The organism is Achromobacter denitrificans NBRC 15125 (assembly GCF_001571365.1).
GTDB lineage: Bacteria > Pseudomonadota > Gammaproteobacteria > Burkholderiales > Burkholderiaceae_B > Achromobacter > Achromobacter denitrificans.
The window spans coordinates 24,567-40,149 of the sequence record NZ_BCTQ01000008.1 but is presented as its reverse complement, the minus strand read 5'-3'; the positions used below and the strand labels follow the sequence as shown (position 1 = coordinate 40,149).

The window sequence follows — 15,583 nt, the reverse complement described above, 5'->3', positions numbered from 1 at the left end:
GACAGGGATGGGGAATCAGAGGATGGAGCGGACCACGCCGCCGTCGACGCGCAAGGCCGCGCCATTGGTGGCGGAGGCCTGGATGGAGCTGGCGTAGACGACCATGTTGGCCACTTCTTCCACCGTGGCCAGGCGGCGCAGCAGCGAAGTGGGGCGGTGCTGGGCGATGAAGTCGCGCTCCATGTCGTCCTGCGTCACGCCTTGTTCCCTGGCCATTTCGGCGAAGAAATCGGCCACGCCTTCGGAGCGGGTAGGGCCGGGCAGCACGGCGTTGACGGTCACGCCGGTGCCCGCGGTCAGTTCGGCCAGCCCGCGCGACACGCCCAGCATCGCCGTCTTGCTGACGCCGTAGTGGATCATCTCGGCGGGGATCTGCACCGCCGATTCGCTGGAGATGAAGACGATGCGGCCCCAGCCGGCGGCGAGCATGCGCGGCAGGTAGTAGCGCGACAGGCGCACGCCGCTCATGAGGTTCACGTCCAGCATGTATTGCCAGTCGTCGTCGGTGATCTCGGTGAAGGACTTGGGCGCGAAGTAGCCGGCGTTGTTGATCAGGATGTCCACGTCCGGGTGCGCGGCCGAGATCGAGGCCGCGCCGTCGGCGGTGGCGAGGTCGGACTGGACCGTTCCGATCTGGGCGGAGGGAAACTGCCGGGCGAGGCTTTCGGCGGCCTGGGCGAGCTTGGCGGCGTTGCGGCCATGCAGGACGACGTGGGCGCCCGCCTGGGCCAATCCCTGGGCGATCGCCAGCCCGATGCCGCCGGACGATCCGGTGACCAGGGCCTTCTTGCCGTTGAGTTCGATGTTCATTGGGGACTCCTTGCGTGTCGGGAACAACTGCATGATTACCCAGTCCGCGGCGGGGAAAAACCGGCTAGCATCGCAGTCAGTTTCAATCATTCGTTGAAAATGAGAGCGCCATGGTGCGGTTCGAGGACCTCAAGATTTTTCTGGCCGCGGTGGACCAGGGCAGTTTTTCGGCCGCGGCGCGCGAGCTGGACCTGACGCCGGCGGCGGCCAGCGCGGCGGTCAAACGGCTGGAGCAGGCCCTGGACGCGCGCCTCTTCGTGCGCTCCACGCGCAGCCTGAGGCTGACGGGCGACGGCGAGCGCTATCTCGAATACGCCCGTTCCTCCATTTCCACGCTGGAAGCGGGCAAGAACGCCGTGGCGCGCAGCAAGACCGAGATCTCGGGCACCTTGTCGGTGTCCATCCCGTCGGACCTCGGCCGGCATGTATTGCTGCCCTGGCTCGACGCGTTCCAGGAACAGCATCCCCGCGTCGGCTTCCAGGTGCGAATCAGCGACCGCCTGGCCGACCTGTACCGGCAGCCCGTCGACCTGGCCGTGCGCTACGGCACGCCGACGGACTCCGGGCTGGTGGCCTTGCCGTTGGCCGAGCACAACCGCCGCGTGATCTGCGCCTCGCCCGCCTACTTCGCGCGCCACGGCATGCCGCAGGCGCCGGCGGACCTGCGCCGCCACAACTGCCTCTCCTTCGTGCTGGGCGAAACCCTGCACGATCGCTGGACGTTCCTGCGCGCCGACGGCTCCACGCTGACCGTGCCGGTCAAGGGCGACCGCGTCGGAGACGACGGCGAACTGGTGCGCCGGTGGGCGCTCGCGGGCCAGGGCGTGGCCTACAAATCGCGCTACGACGTGCTGTCGGACCTGCGCGCCGGACGGCTCGTCGAGGCCCTGGGCGACTACGCCAGCGAGCCGTCCCCGCTGTACCTGCTGTGCGTGCACCGGATGTTGCTGTCGCCGGCGGTCCGGCGCCTGCGCGAGTTCCTGCAGGAACGCTTCAGGCAGTTCGAGGCGGGGTAGCGCGGGTCTCGCCGCATTCGCTCAGTGCGCGTGGGCGGCGCGATTGGCCGCGCGGGTGCGGGCCGCCTTCTTCGCGGCGGCCGACCGGCCCGCGGCGCCCTTGGTGGCGGCGGCCTTCTTGGCCGCGGCCGAACGAGACGCCGCCGTGCGCTTGGAGGCCGCGGTGCTGGCCTGGCGCGACAACGCCGAGCGCGATGCCGGCTTGGCGCTTTCGCGTTTCAAGGCGGTGGTGGTGGCGCGGGCGCGCGTGGCGGACTTGGCGTGCCCGTCGCCGGCCGCATGGCTGTCCTGCGCGGCCTTGCGCTTGGTGGCGGCGCTGGCCTTCTTGGAAGCCGGCAGCTTGACGCCGGCGCGGCGGGCCTTGGACAGGCCGATCGCGATGGCCTGCTTGGTGGACCGCACGCCGTGCTTGCCTTCGCGCACGTGCTCGATTTCCTCGCGCACGAATTCTCCGGCCTGCGTGGATGCGGACTTGCCTTGACGTTTGTCGCGCGCCGCTCGTTCCAGGGTTTTTCGTTCAGGCATGACGATACCTCCTTGCTTGCGTTGCGGGTTGCGGCTCCGCGCGCCGAGTTCGGCGCGACGGAACTCGTAACACCACTCTAGCGCCGAGAGCGTATGCTGTGTGTTCGAATGGATTGCCGGTCGTAAGCGCCGGAACATCGCCGCCAGGCCGACGATTCACGACTCACCCCCCTTCGTGGAGACGAGCTATGTCGAATCACATCTACAAGCAAATCGAACTGGTGGGCTCTTCCACCAAATCCACCGACGACGCCATCTCGCAGGCCATCGAGCGCGCATCCGAAACCCTGCGCAATCTGGATTGGTTCGAGGTTACCGAGGTGCGAGGCCACATCAAGGACGGCAAGGTGGCGTACTGGCAGGTCGGCTTGAAGATCGGCATGCGGCTGGAGGGGAACAGCTGAGTCGGCACCGCTGCTTCTTTCTTGAGCATGCCTTCCAAGTGACTGTCGGATAAGGGCTTTTTCGGCTTGTTAGGCGACTGTTCATAGGCTTGTCCACATTCGCTGGGGACAAGCGGGGCCCGGTCGTGGCGCGGGCCTCGCCACCGCGCCCGCGCCTGCGTGAAGGCGCGGGCTTGCGCGTTTCTTGCCCGGTCCTTCCAAGTCGTTGGCCCATAAGGACTTTTGCGGTCTGCCCTCATACTGTCCTCAGGCTTATCCACATTTCCCGGGGACAACCGGGGCGTCGCAACCCGGCGATTGGGCCTTTCTTGATCACCCCCTGCAGGTCATTGATCTGCAAGGGAAATACCGACCTGCCCTCATACTGTCCTCATGCTTTTCCACAGAACGCGGGGACAAATCCACATTGCCGGCGGATCTGGCGCGCGGCATCGCCCGCAGGTCGGGTTTTAGTGGATAAGTGCGTCAAAAATCATCCAAAAGCATGATTGCGCAATTTTTGACCGGCCTTTGCAAGTGCTTGGCGGGGCAGGGGATTTTGGTTCTGCCCCAAGGCTGTCCTCAACCTTCTCCACAGTTGACGGGGATAAGTGGGCCCCCACGCTGCGCGCGCTTCGCGCGCTTGCTGCCCCCCGAGGGGGCTGGCCCGCCTTGGGGCGGCCCGGCGGCGGGCCGGCTATTTTTGCGGAGGCTGTGCAATCCGCCTCCCTCGCGCGCTTGCTGTTCTCCTAGGGGGCTGGCCCGCCTTGGGGCGGCCCGGCGGCGGGCCGGCTATTTTTGCGGAGGCTGTGCAATTCGCCTCCCTCGCGCGCTTGCTGTTCTCCGAGGGGGCTGGGGGGTAGGCCGATATTGTTGGGCCCCCACGCTGCATGCCTCGCGCAAAAAAAAGCCCCCCGACGTATCGGGGGGCGTGATCGCCTGGAGGTAGGGCAGGCGATCTCTGCCGGCTGGAGCGGGGCTCCTGGCCGGCAGCGGCGGCGATCAGGCGTTGAATTTCTTGATCCAGTCTACGTAGCGGTCGATCCAGCCTTGCAGGAATTTGCGCGTGCCTTCGTTGGTGACGTTGTACTGGTCGTCGATGAGGCCTTCCGTGAATTGGAGGAAGACTTCCGGCGTGGTCAGGGCATTGGCGCCTTCCGCGGCGAGGATGTTGCGCAGGTGCTGCTGCATCATCGCGGTGCCGGCGGCGCTGGGGGAGGTGCCGACGATGCCGACGGCCTTGCCGGTCCAGGAGTTCTGGCCCCACGGACGCGAGCCCCAGTCGATGGCGTTCTTGATGGCGGCGGGGACCGAGCGGTTGTGCTCGGGCGAGACGAACAGGATGCCTTGGGCATCGGCGATCTGCTGCTTGAGCTTGGCGGCGGGGCCGGGCAGGTTGTTCTCGTTGTCCTGGTTGTAGAGCGGCACGTCGCCCAGGCTGACGTATTCGAACTTGAAGTCCGCCGGCACCAGCTTTTCCAGCGCTCGGGCCAGCCGCAGGTTGAACGAGGCGGCGCGCAGGCTTCCGACGAAAACAGCGATCTTGTAGGTGCTCATGGGGCGCATGCTCCAAGCGGTGTAAGGGAACGATCAGTGTAGACCTGTCCGCACGCGGGCTCAATGCGGATCGCGCATATGGTTATTCAGCAAGATGACGCGCTGATGTCGGCGACGTTTGCCGTCGCGCACCGCCGTGGTGCGCGGCGCGGCCGGCCTTCACCAAGCTGGACCCTTTCGGCGCCCTGCCGCGGATCGCGGACGGGACCCGCCCCCTCCGGCGCGCGCCGCGGCGCGGCTGGCACGCCGCTTGCTTGCGATATGGGGCATAACACGCTGCACGCTGCCCCAGGAGTTCCGCCATGTCCAGTTCCGCCGTTCCCGCCCCGGTCACCATGTTGGTGACCCGGCATATCGCGCCCGAGCGCTATAGCGATTTTCTCGCCTGGATGCGGCAGGGGGAGATCCTGGCGGCGGGCTTTCCCGGGTTCCTCGGGTCGGGCGTGCTGCAGCCGCCGGAAGGCGGCGACCAATACCAGATCGTGCTGCGCTTCGCGGACGAGGCCAGCCTGAGCCGCTGGGAAAACTCGCTGCCGCGCCGCATGTGGCTGGAACGCGGCACGGCGCTGGTGCGCGCCAGCCATGCCCGCCGCGCCAGCGGCACCGACGGCTGGTTCGCGCCCAAGCTCAGCGCGCCGCCCCGCTGGAAGCAGGCGGTGAGCATCTGGCTGGCCTACTTCCCGGTGCTGCTCGCTTTCTCGATCCTCGCGAGCGAGCACCTGAGCGCGCTGCCCGTGTTCTGGCGCGTGCTGGTCACCAGCGTGACCCTGACGCCCATCATGGTGTTCGTGTGCATCCCCGTGGTGTCGCGGGTGCTGCAGCGCTGGCTGCGCGGCGGATGACCCCCGGGGAGCGGGGGCCGCCGCGCGTTACGCGGCCCGCGCGTGGCGCTTGGAATACAGGCGGTGCAGCGTGATTTCGCGCACGGCCGCCTGGCTGTCCAGGATGTGCGCGCGCAGCAGCCGCACGGCGCCCGCGGCGTCGCCGTCCAGCGCCGCGGCCAGGATTGCGCCGTGTTCTTCGTAGGTCTTGCCCACGCGGTCGGGCTGGGTGAAGTCCAGCCGCCGCACGATGCGGATGCGCTCCGTCGCGGCGCGGTGCACGCGCGATATCTCGGGGTTGCCCGCGGCGGCGACCAGGTCGATATGGAAGCGTTCGTCCAGGTCGGCCAGCCATTCGCAGTCGTTGGAGCGCTCGCCCGGGTCCACCAGCCAGGTGTCGGCCAGCCGCCGCAGCGCGCGCTGCGGATCGACGCCCTTGGCGGGCGCGCAGATCGCCTGCACCGCGGCCGCCTCCAGCACGCTGCGCAATTCGTAGAAGTGGTCCAGGGTGTCGAAATCCAGTGGCTTGACCAGCCAGCCGTTGCGCTGCCGCACTTCCAGGTAGCCCTCGCGCTCCAGCCGGAACAGCGCTTCGCGCACCGGCGTGCGGCTGACCTGCAGGCGGTCGGCGATCTCGGTTTCGGTGAAGCGGTCGCCCGGCGCCAGGCGGAACTCCAGGATGTCTCGTTTCAGCGTGCCGTACACGGTGTCGGCCAGTGTGCGGGGGATGTCGATCGCGGCGAAAGCACTTTCCATGTCGGGCCTCGGCGTTGCGGTTCAGAGAGGAAGGGCGCGCGCCGCGCCGGCCTGTTCCAGGACCAGGGCGGCGCGCAGGCAGTCGGCTTCGCGCCAGGGCGCGCCGATCAGCTGGACGCCCAGCGGCAGGTGGTCGTCCAGCCCGGTGCGCGGCCAGGTGGGGGCCGTGCATACGGGCAGGCCGATGCAGGAAATCGGTTGCGTCAGGATCCCCATGCTGGCCCGCGCCGGCAACTGCCGGCCGGCCAGCGTCAGCCAGTCGGTGCCGACGGGCGGGGCCGCGACCGGCGTGGCGGGCGCGATCAGCACGTCGTAGTCCTCGAACAGCGCCAGCGCCTCGCGATAGACGCGGTGGCGGATGCGCTGCGCGTGCTGCGTCCAGGCGGCGGGCACCAGGCTGCCGGCAACCAGCCGGTCGCGCGACAGGGGCTCGTAGTAGTCGTAATGCGTGACCAGCCGGCGGCGGTGCAGGGCGCCGCCTTCGGCCGCGGTAATGACGAAGGCGGCGGCGCGCGCCTGCTCGGCGCCTTTCAGTTCGACGACGCCGGCCGCGCCCAGCGCTTGCGCGGCGATCTCGACGGCGCGGCGGGCCTGGGGGCCGGCCCATTCCGAAAAATAGCCGTCCAGCACGGCGACGCGCAGGCGGGGCGCATCGCTCGCCAGCGCAGGCAGGACGGGCTCGGCGGGATGCTGGGCGCAGGCGACGTCCTCCGCGTCGGGGCCCTGCAGCGCGTCGTAGGCCGCCGCGAGATCGGCGGCGCTGGCGGCGAACGGCCCCAGGTGGTCTAGGCTGCCGACGAAAGGAAACGTGCCCGTCCGCGACAGCCGCCCGTAGGTGGGCTTCAGGCCGAACACGCCGCAAAGCGAGGCCGGCACGCGGATCGATCCGTTCGTGTCCGATCCCAGGGCCAGCGGCACCATTCCGCCGGCGACGGCGGCGGCGCTGCCGCCCGACGAGCCGCCCGCGATGCGCGAGGGATCGTGGGGATTGCGGCAGGGGCCGTAATGGGTATTCTCGGTGGTGAAGCCGTAGGCGTGCTCGTCCATGTTCAAGGCGCCGACGAGCACCGCGCCGGCCGCGCGCATGCGCTCGACCAGGCTGGCGTCGCGCCGCGCCGGCGGATTGGAGGCGTTGACCCGGCCGCCGGCCAGCGTCACTTCGTCGGCGATGTCGAACAGGTTCTTCACGGCATACGGGACGCCCGCGAGCGGGGGCAGCGCTTCGCCGCGCGCGCGGCGCGCGTCGATGGCCGCCGCTTCCTGCCGCGCCCGGCCTTCGGTGAGCGCGGTGAAGCAGTTGTAGCGGGGATCGCGCTCGCGCACGCGGGCCAGGGTGGCGTCCAGCACCGCCATGGCGCTGCGCTGCCCGCTGCGGACCTGGTGCGCGATGTCCTGCGCGGGGCCGCTCACGGGCGGAACACCGAGGCGGACTCCAGCTCCGTGGACAGGGGCTCGTCCACGAAGCTTGCGGCGATGTCGTGGATGCGCGAGAACTGCTGCACGATCTCGGCCGTGGCGGGTTCGCGCAAGGCATAGCCCGCGAGCGCCAGCGCGCTGCGCACGTATTGGTCGATGGTCTCCTGGGTCATGGCGGCTCTCCGGCGGCGGGATGGGTTACTTGCGCACTTCGCGCTGGAAAATCTCCAGGCTCAGCTTTTTCATCTGCACGAAGCTGGGCTCGGACAGCGTTTCCACGGTGCGGGGGCGGGCGTCGCGATAGTCCAGGATCTCCGCGACCCGGGTGGGGCGCTTGGTCAGCAGCAGGACCTGGTCGGCGAGATAGACGGCTTCCTCCAGGTCGTGGGACACGAGCAGCATGGTGGTGCCGGTCTGCATGAAGACTTCCTGCAGCTTCTCGCGGATGAAGAGCGTCATCTCGAAGTCCAGCGCGGAAAACGGCTCGTCCAGGAACAGCACCTCCGGCCCCGGCGCGAGGGCGCGCATGATGGAGGCGGTCTGCTGCTGCCCGCCGGACAGCTCGTAGGGATAGCGCTTCAGGTCGAACTTCACGTCGAACGACGTCACCAGTTCTTCCACGCGGGCATCCACGTCGGCCTTGCCGCGGCCTTCCAGGCGCAGCGGATAGGCGATGTTGTCGATGGTGCGCAGCCACGGGAACATGGCTTCGCGGTAGTTCTGGAAGACGTAGCCGATCTTGGTCTGCGCGAGCGACTTCCCGTCGAACAGGATTTCGCCCGCATCCACCGGGATCAGGCCGGCGATCATGTTGATCAGCGTGGACTTGCCGCAGCCGTTGGGGCCGAAGACGGACACGATCTTGCCCTTCGGGATGTCCAGGTTGAAGTTCTCGTAGAGCGGCCAGCCGGCGAAGTACTTGGTCAGCCCGCGGATCGTGATGTGGGTGCCCAGCGGGCCGGGCGTGAACGGGGCGCCGGCGGGGCCGGGGGCGATGACGGGATTGATGACGGTGGACATTTATCGGCCGCTCCAGTGGACGACGCGCTTTTCCAGCACGAGAAAGAGGATGTTCAGCACATAGCCGAGCGCGCCGGCCGCCAGGATCGAGGCGTACATCTCGCGCACGTTCAGCACCTGCTGCGCGTTGATGATGCGATTGCCCAGGCCGCTGTCGGCGCCGATGAACATCTCCGCCACGATCACGATGACCAGCGCCATCGAGACGCCGCTGCGCAGGCCCACGAAGGTGGGTTGCAGGCTTTCCCAGATCAGGACGTCCTTGAAGATCCGCCAGCGCGACGCGCCCATCACGCGCGCCGCCATGACGCGCTGTTTGCGGGCATTGATCACGCCGTAGGCGCTGTTGAACAGGATCACCAGCACCGCCGCGAAGGCGGCAATGGCGATCTTGTTCATGTCGGTCACCCCGAAGATCATCAGGAACAGCGGGATCAGCGCGGACGAGGGCGTGGAACGGAAGAAGTCCACCAGGAATTCCACGCTGCGGTAGGCCTTCTCGCTGCTGCCCAGCAGCACGCCCAGCGGCACGCCGATCACGCCGGCGATCAGGAAGGCCTGCAGCGTGCGGTTCAGGGAAGACAGGAAGTCGCCCAGCAGCGGACCGCCCGCCATGCCCTTGGCCAGGGCCGCGATGGCGGCGGCGGGCGTGGGCAGCAGGACGGGGCTGACCAGTTGCAGGCGCACCACCAGGTCCCAGACGACGAACAGGGCGAGCGGGCCGATCAGCGGCAGCAGGCGCGTGGCGTCGAAGCGGCGGGCGGGCCGTTTGGCCTCGGGAGCGGCGGCGGTCATTGCGGTGGCTCCCATGGCTCAGCCCTTGTAAAGCATGGTGGAGACGTCGACCTTCTGCGCGAACACGCCTTTCTCGGCGAAGAGGTCGAAGAATTTCTGGAAGTACTGGATGTCGTCGGGCGTGAACTCGTTGTAGAGCGTGTAGGCCGCGAGCGGCACGGCTTCGGTCATGGGGCCCTCGATCGCGGTGTAGCCCTTCATGTACGGGCGCGCCTCGTCGGGCCTGGTGCGGATCAGTTCGATGCCGCGCGCGTACGCGGCGATGAATTTCTTGCTTTCCTCGGGATGCTTCTTGAGGAAGGCGGTGGTCAGCGACGCCGATCCGCCGAACCACGGCGCCATCGGATCGCCCAGCACGTACTTGGCGATGACGCCCGCTTCCAGCACGCGGGTCGTGCCGTTCAGGCGGCCGACCGTGCCCGTGGGCTCCAGCGTGTAGCAAGCGTCCAACTGGCCGGCGGCAACCGCGGCGACGTGCTGGCTGATCGCCAGCTCGACCACGGTTGCCCCGGTTGCGCCGGCGCGCTCCAGCACTGCTTTGGCCAGCGTGGCGTTCTGGATGCCGGGTCCAGATCCGACCTTTTTCCCCTTGAGGTCTGCGATGGATTGGATGGGACTGTCTTTCGCGACGATGAACTCGTCCAGCACGTTCCTGGCGTTGCTGGGGTTGGACGCGAAAATCTTGAACAGGCCGGGCGAGGCGATTTCGCCGATGGCCAGGTTGGCGGAGCCGGTGCCGTTGGCGCTGCCGTCCGCGCGGCCGGCGAGCATGGCTTCCATGACCTGCTGCGCGCCCGCGAACTTGAGCGGCTCGACGTTGAGACCGGCCTCCTTGAAATAGCCTTTTTCCAGCGCCGCGTAGAAGGGCAGGCCGGCCGCCACCGGCCAGAAGCCGATGCGGATGGCCGGGCCCGTCTGCGCCCTCGCGATCGCGGGCGCCGCCAGGGTTGCCGCGCCCAGCGCGGCGCCCTGGATCAGCCGGCGGCGGGTGGCATTGAAGGCGTAGGGCGCGTTGCGGTGGATCATGTGGGGCTCCTGGTCTGCGAGGGAAATGGCGCTTGTGGACAAGCTTGCATACCAGGGATCAAGCAATAGTCGTGCCAACTCGCCGCCATCGGCCCGGCGCCCGGGGCGGGCCGATGACGGCCTCGGTCCGGTGCCGCGCGTGAACCACTTTGGTGCATGGTGCACCACTGAAGGGGACGTAACCCGCCGGATCCCGTGGCAGGCCCGATGGCGGTAGCATGTGGGCGGGATCGGAGCCTGTCGCTCCGAGGTTCCCGTTATTGCGCGACGCCTTGCGGCGTCGTACCGAGATGAACACGCGCTTTGTAGAAGCTTTTCTGTGGTCGGCGCGCCTGGGCAGTTTCCGGGCGGCCAGCGACCGCCTGCACATCACCCAGGCCGCCGTGGCCAACCGCGTCGCCTCGCTGGAAGAGGACATCGGCGCCCGCCTGTTCGAGCGCGACGCCAAGGAGCTCCGGCTGACCGCGATCGGCACCCGGCTGCTCGACTACGGCGAGCGCCTGCTGGAGATCCGCCAGCAGATCCTCTCGCTGGGCAAGCGGGGCGACGAAGTGTTCGGCCTGGTCCGCATCGGCGCGATCGAGACCGTGGTGCATACCTGGCTGATCGGCTTCCTGACCAACCTGCGGTCCACCTATCCGGGCATCGAGGTGCAGCTCACTTCCGAGACCACGCGCGCCCTGCACCGGGGGCTGCGCGAGGGCACGCTGGACATCGCGCTGCAGACCGACCTGCTGAACGATTCGGGCATCATCAGCACCGCCTGCCTGCCGATGGAGATGGGCTGGGTGGGGCCGGCGGGCGACGAGGACGCCCTGACCGTGCAGCAGCTGCTGGCCGAGCCGGTATTGACCATGAGCCCCGGCTCGCAACCCCATGAGGCGCTCAAGGCGCTGTATCGCGAGGCCGGCCTGCCGCAGGGCAAGGTGCACTGCGTCAGCTCGATCTCCGCGCTGGCGAGGCTGGTGCGCAGCGGCTTCGGGCGGGCGCTGGTGCCCCTGCCGCCCATCTACGAATACGTCGCCCGCGGCGAGGTGCAGATCATCCGCAGCGACCTGCCCGTCCCGCCCCAGCTGCTGGTGGTGAGCTACCTGGAAGGCGCGGGATCCGAGGCCATCCGCCTGGTGGCCGAGCTGGCCTGCCGGGCCTCGGATCAGTTCACGTCGTCCGTGTCTGCCCCACGGATGGGTTCGGCGCAATAGTGTTATCCCTAGGGCGGCTTTCAGTAATTCTGTTGCCGCGTAGAAAAATTACTCGTTTGTCCGCGAGCCGCGCGCCGGCTGAAGATGGGGCCTTCCGAAACCGAAGGAACCACCCGTTTTCCGCCCATGAGCACGTATACCGACTCCTCCCTCCCGCCCAACGGCCTGCTGTTCGTCGCTTCTGACGTCGACGCCGCCGACGAGGCCGACTTCAACCGCTGGTACGACCGCGAGCACGTGGAAGAGCGCGTGCGCATCCCGGGTTTCCTGTCGGGCGCCCGTTACCTGTCCCGCGAAGGCGGCCGCAAGTACCTGGGCCTGTACCGCACGCAATCGCTGGCGGCCTTCGCCACGCCGGACTACCGCAAGGCCTTCGAGCAGCAGACGCCGTGGTCCGTGGCCAACCTGGGCCGCATGCGCGACCCGATCCGCCGGGTGTGCGCGGTGCAGGCCGTGACCGGCTTCGGCACCGGCAGCCACCTGGTCGTGCTTGCGCTGCCGAACGTCGAAGCGGGCGAGGCCGCGATCGCCCGGGCGAGCCGGGTGGGCGCGGGGCTCGCGGAATCGGACGGCTTCGTTCAGTCCTATTTGCTCGTGCCCGATACCGCGCTCAGCACGCCGCTGCCCCGCGAATCCACCGAGAACCGGCAACTGGTGCCTATGTTCGTGGTCGAGGCCAGCACCGCGCCGGCCGCGCAGGCGCTGCGCGCCCGGGCCGCCTCCGCGTTCGAGGCCGACCCGTCCGGCGCCTGGCTGCTCGACCTGGGCTGGAAACTGACCGCGGCGGACCTGCGCTGAGCGCGTCGTCCCGGCATCACATTCATCCAAGAAGGGGAAATCCATGGCTGAAGAAACCTTGTACGACGCCGCGGCCGTCAAGACCGCGGCCGCGCCCGACAAGATGCGGCGTCTGGCCTTGGCCAGCTCGGTCGGCACCACGCTGGAGTGGTACGACTTCACGATCTACAACCTGATGGCGGCATTGGTCTTCAATGCCATCTTCTTCCCGTCCTTCGATCCGCTGACGGGCACCATCCTGGCGTTTTCCACCTATGCGGTGGGATACGTTTCGCGTCCGCTGGGCGGCTTCGTCTTCGGCCACCTGGGCGACCGCCTGGGGCGCAAGTTCGTGCTGGTCGCGACCCTGGTCATCATGGGCATATCCACCGGGCTGATGGGCCTGCTGCCCACCTACGCCTCGTGGGGCGTTTGGGCGCCCGTGGCGCTGGTGGCGCTGCGCTTCATCCAGGGCGTGGCGCTGGGCGGCGAGTGGGCGGGTGCGGTGCTGCTGTCGATGGAGCACGGGCGTCCCGACCAGCGCGGCCGCAATGCCTCGTTCACGCAGGTCGGCCCGTCCTGCGGCACGCTGATAGGCACCGGCTTCATCGCGGCCGTGACCGCCTTCCTCAGCCCCGAGGATTTCCAGGCCTGGGGCTGGCGCATTCCCTTCGTGTCCAGCGTGGCGCTGGTGATGTTCGGCCTGTGGCTGCGCCGCGGCGTCGAGGAAACGCCGGTGTTCCGGGAAATGGAAGAGAAGCGCGAAACCGCCAGCACGCCGATCAAGGAAGTGCTGGGCCAGCACTGGCGCCAGCTGCTGGTCGCGGGCGGCTCGCGCATCGGCTCCGATGTGCTCTACGCGCTGGTCGTCGTGTTCACGCTGACCTACGTGACGACGGTGCTGCACCTGTCGCGTCCCATGGCCTTGACCGCCACCATGCTGGGCGCGGCCCTGAATGCGATCGCCGTGCCGATCTGCGGCTACCTGTCCGACCGGATCGGCCGGCGCCCGGTGTACCTGGCCGGCGCGGTGCTGGGCATGATCTGGGCCTTCGTGTTCTTCGTGCTCATGGATACCGCCCATCCCGTGGCCATCTGCGCGGCAGTGGTGGTGGGTTTGCTGATCCACGCGCTGATGTACGGCCCGCAGGCCGCCTTCATCACCGAGCAGTTTCCCGGCCGCGTGCGCTATGCCGGCTCGTCGCTGGCCTACACGCTGGCCGGCATCGTGGGCGGCGGCTTCGCGCCGCTGATCATCGCCAGCCTGTTCAAGTCCTGGAATTCGACCTTCGCGATTTCCCTGTACGTGGCCGCCGCGCTGGTGCTGACCGCCGTGGCCGTGCTGGCCGCGAAGGAAACGGCCAAGTCGCCGCTGCAACGCTGACGGCGCCAGCCGGATCCGCCGCCGCCCGGGCCCGCGCCCCGGCGGCGGCGTGCCGTTTCAGGCGATATTGCGGTTGCCCAGCGGCTCGCCGGCCAGCCAGCGGTTGAAGTTGGCGACGAACAGGCCGCGCACGCGCGCGGCGTTGCCGTCGGAGAAGCCCGCGCTGTGCGGAGTGACGATCACGTTGGGCAGGTCCCACAGCGCGGAGCTGGGCGGCAGCGGCTCTTCCTGGAACACGTCCAGGAAGGCGCCGGCGAGACGCCCGGCGCGCAGCGACTCGATCAGCGCGGCCTCGTCGATCACGTGGCCGCGGGCCACGTTGACCACCATCGCATGCGCGGGCAGCGCGGCGAGCGCGTCGCGGTCGACCAGGTTGCGGGTGGCGGACGTGAGCGGGCAGGCCAGCACCAGCCAATCGGCCTGGGGCAGCAGGCCGGCCAGGCCGTCGTAGTCCACGCTGCGGCGCGCCAGCGGCACCGGCGCGCCGCTATGGCGCGCGACCGACACCGCCAGGCCCAGCGCGTCCAGCAGCGCGCCGATGCGCTGGCCGATGCCGCCCCAGCCCACCACCACCGCATGCTGGCCCGCCAGGTCCCGCGGCATGCGCTCGTCCAGCAGCGGCCGCCAGGCGCGGGCGCGCTGGTCCGCGGCCAGCGTCGGCAGGCGGCGCGCCAGGGCCAGCACGCCTGCAATGGCGGTCTGGGCCACCACGGGATCGCTGGCGCCCTGCGAAGTCATGACCGCCACGCCGCGCGCATGCAGGCTCTGGTAGATCTCGCGGTCGGCGCCGGCGGAGTGCACGTGCACCCAGCGCAGCGCGGGCGCATGCCGCATGGCCTCGTAGTACAGCGCCGTCGCGGCGTGGATGTCGAACTTGGTCGAGCGGCCGGTGATGTCGCGCGAGACGAAGGCCGTTTCGGCGGGCGTGGCCTCGCCCGCGACGGGGTGGACCAGCGCGTAGCGCCCCGCTGCGGGCGTGCCGTCCAGGGCCCGCCGCAGGGACGGCGCCTCGGTCGGGGAACAGAGGATGCGGATGGGCGGGCTTGGCGTCATGGCGGGGCGCGTTCAATTGGCCTGCGGCGCGAACTTCTTCACCAGCACGGCCCACTTGTCGTGTTCCTGCCTGATGAAGGCGGAGAACTGCCCCGCGCTGCCGCCCACCGGCTCGGCGCCTTCGCGCAGCATCTGCTCGTTGAGCGCCGGCAGGGCCGCGTTGACCTCGCGGTTGACGACGTCCACCACCTGCTGGGGCGTGCCCTTGGGCGCGAAGAACCCGAACCACGAGCCGGCGTCGAAGCCGGGATAGCCCGATTCGGCGATGGTGGGCAGCTCGGGCAGCGTCGCGGACCGCTGCGAGGTGCTGACGGCCAGCGCGCGCAGCTTGCCGGAACGGATGTGCCCGATCACCGACGGTATCGTGGCGAACATGAAGTCGATGCGGCCGGCCAGCAGGTCGTTGACGGCGTCCGCGCCCTTGTAGGGCACGTGCGTGGCATTGACGCCCAGTTCGTCCATCAGCATGTAGCTCGACAGGTGCGAGGACGTGCCGACGCCGGTGGAGCTGTAGTTGAGGTGGCGGGCCGTCTTGACGTATTTCAGGAAGCCCTGGATGTCCTTGGCCGGCGAGGCGGGCGGCACCACCAGCACGTTGGGCACCGTGGCGATCTGCACCATGGGGACCAGGTCGGTCAGGGGGCTGTAGGGCAGCTTGTTCAGCGACGGATTGACGGCGATGGGGCCCACGGAGTTGACGATCAGCGTATGGCCGTCGGCCGCCGCCCGCACCACGTATTCGGTGCCGATGTTGCCGCCCGCGCCGGGTTTGTTCTCGACGACGAAAGGCTGGCCCAGCTTCTGGGTCAGGGTGTTGGTCACGCTGCGGGTGAGGGTGTCGGTGGTGCCGCCGGGCGAGAACGCCACGATGACCTTCACCGGCCGGTCGGGATAGTCCGCGGCCGTGGCCGGCGGCGCCGCACAGGCGCCGGCCAGCGCCGCGGAAGCGAGCAGGGCTCGGGCAGTGTTCATGATGTCTCCTCGCGTGGATATCGTCGCTGTGTCGATGGCGCCGTGCCGCCACGCCGGCCGTCGCCTTGGG

17 protein-coding genes are annotated in these 15,583 nt (G+C 68.9%); 6 read left to right on the top strand and 11 right to left on the bottom strand.

Annotation, left to right across the window (positions count from 1 at the left end; all coding sequences use genetic code 11):
• Positions 1-15 precede the first annotated feature (15 nt).
• Entirely contained in the window at positions 16-810 is a 795-nt protein-coding gene (locus ADE01S_RS08875) for an SDR family NAD(P)-dependent oxidoreductase (protein WP_062681321.1), read from the bottom strand.
• A gap of 110 nt (positions 811-920) precedes the next feature.
• Between ADE01S_RS08875 and ADE01S_RS08870 the strand changes: the two genes are divergently transcribed.
• Complete coding sequence (locus ADE01S_RS08870; protein ID WP_062681320.1) at positions 921-1,826, top strand: LysR family transcriptional regulator; 906 nt, start codon at positions 921-923, stop codon at positions 1,824-1,826.
• A gap of 21 nt (positions 1,827-1,847) precedes the next feature.
• Here the strand turns inward: ADE01S_RS08870 and ADE01S_RS08865 are convergent, their stop codons facing one another.
• On the bottom strand, positions 1,848-2,351 hold the full coding sequence (locus ADE01S_RS08865) for a DUF6496 domain-containing protein (protein ID WP_062681319.1): 504 nt from the start codon (positions 2,349-2,351) through the stop codon (positions 1,848-1,850).
• Positions 2,352-2,539: 188 nt separating this feature from the next.
• On the opposite strand from ADE01S_RS08865, the gene ADE01S_RS08860 reads away from it, so the two are divergent.
• Positions 2,540-2,755, top strand: coding sequence for a dodecin (locus ADE01S_RS08860; RefSeq protein ID WP_062681318.1), 216 nt, complete (start codon positions 2,540-2,542; stop codon positions 2,753-2,755).
• A 981-nt stretch (positions 2,756-3,736) separates the two neighbouring features.
• On the opposite strand, the gene ADE01S_RS08855 is transcribed toward ADE01S_RS08860, so the two are convergent.
• Positions 3,737-4,291, bottom strand: coding sequence for an NADPH-dependent FMN reductase (locus tag ADE01S_RS08855; protein WP_062681317.1), 555 nt, complete (start codon positions 4,289-4,291; stop codon positions 3,737-3,739).
• A gap of 302 nt (positions 4,292-4,593) precedes the next feature.
• Here ADE01S_RS08855 and ADE01S_RS08850 point away from each other — a divergent pair, with 302 nt between their 5' ends.
• On the top strand, positions 4,594-5,133 hold the full coding sequence (locus ADE01S_RS08850) for an antibiotic biosynthesis monooxygenase (protein ID WP_062681316.1): 540 nt from the start codon (positions 4,594-4,596) through the stop codon (positions 5,131-5,133).
• A 27-nt stretch (positions 5,134-5,160) separates the two neighbouring features.
• On the opposite strand, the gene ADE01S_RS08845 is transcribed toward ADE01S_RS08850, so the two are convergent.
• The 6 genes from ADE01S_RS08845 to ADE01S_RS08820 are packed head-to-tail and all read right to left on the bottom strand — an operon-like array spanning position 5,161 to position 10,125.
• Positions 5,161-5,868, bottom strand: coding sequence for a GntR family transcriptional regulator (locus tag ADE01S_RS08845; RefSeq protein ID WP_062681315.1), 708 nt, complete (start codon positions 5,866-5,868; stop codon positions 5,161-5,163).
• Positions 5,869-5,889: 21 nt separating this feature from the next.
• A complete protein-coding gene (locus ADE01S_RS08840) occupies positions 5,890-7,278 on the bottom strand; it encodes an AtzE family amidohydrolase (RefSeq protein WP_075873351.1) in 1,389 nt (462 codons plus the stop codon).
• Positions 7,275-7,457 carry a DUF4089 domain-containing protein gene (locus ADE01S_RS08835; protein WP_062681314.1) on the bottom strand — a complete coding sequence of 61 codons (183 nt, stop codon included), beginning with the start codon at positions 7,455-7,457 and terminating at the stop codon, positions 7,275-7,277. Before ADE01S_RS08835 ends, ADE01S_RS08840 begins: the two co-directional genes overlap by 4 nt.
• A 25-nt stretch (positions 7,458-7,482) precedes the next feature.
• Entirely contained in the window at positions 7,483-8,304 is an 822-nt protein-coding gene (locus ADE01S_RS08830) for an ABC transporter ATP-binding protein (RefSeq protein ID WP_062681313.1), read from the bottom strand.
• Positions 8,305-9,099, bottom strand: a complete 795-nt coding sequence (locus ADE01S_RS08825) for an ABC transporter permease (protein ID WP_062681312.1) — start codon at positions 9,097-9,099, stop codon at positions 8,305-8,307.
• A gap of 18 nt (positions 9,100-9,117) precedes the next feature.
• The gene (locus tag ADE01S_RS08820) at positions 9,118-10,125 is read right to left on the bottom strand and encodes an ABC transporter substrate-binding protein (RefSeq protein WP_062681311.1); all 1,008 of its coding nucleotides are present in this window, start codon (positions 10,123-10,125) and stop codon (positions 9,118-9,120) included.
• 290 nt (positions 10,126-10,415) lie between these two features.
• On the opposite strand from ADE01S_RS08820, the gene ADE01S_RS08815 reads away from it, so the two are divergent.
• The 3 genes from ADE01S_RS08815 to ADE01S_RS08805 all read left to right on the top strand — a co-directional run bounded on the left by ADE01S_RS08815 (position 10,416) and on the right by ADE01S_RS08805 (position 13,488).
• Positions 10,416-11,327 (top strand): LysR family transcriptional regulator, encoded by a 912-nt coding sequence (locus ADE01S_RS08815; RefSeq protein WP_062681310.1) that lies wholly within the window; start codon positions 10,416-10,418, stop codon positions 11,325-11,327.
• Between the two features lie 126 nt (positions 11,328-11,453).
• Positions 11,454-12,125 carry a DUF4286 family protein gene (locus ADE01S_RS08810; protein WP_062681309.1) on the top strand — a complete coding sequence of 224 codons (672 nt, stop codon included), beginning with the start codon at positions 11,454-11,456 and terminating at the stop codon, positions 12,123-12,125.
• 43 nt (positions 12,126-12,168) lie between these two features.
• Complete coding sequence (locus tag ADE01S_RS08805) at positions 12,169-13,488, top strand: MFS transporter (RefSeq protein ID WP_062681308.1); 1,320 nt, start codon at positions 12,169-12,171, stop codon at positions 13,486-13,488.
• Between the two features lie 57 nt (positions 13,489-13,545).
• On the opposite strand, the gene ADE01S_RS08800 is transcribed toward ADE01S_RS08805, so the two are convergent.
• Entirely contained in the window at positions 13,546-14,541 is a 996-nt protein-coding gene (locus ADE01S_RS08800; RefSeq protein WP_062681307.1) for a D-2-hydroxyacid dehydrogenase, read from the bottom strand.
• 12 nt (positions 14,542-14,553) lie between these two features.
• Complete coding sequence (locus ADE01S_RS08795; protein ID WP_062681306.1) at positions 14,554-15,513, bottom strand: Bug family tripartite tricarboxylate transporter substrate binding protein; 960 nt, start codon at positions 15,511-15,513, stop codon at positions 14,554-14,556.
• Positions 15,514-15,583 lie beyond the last annotated feature (70 nt).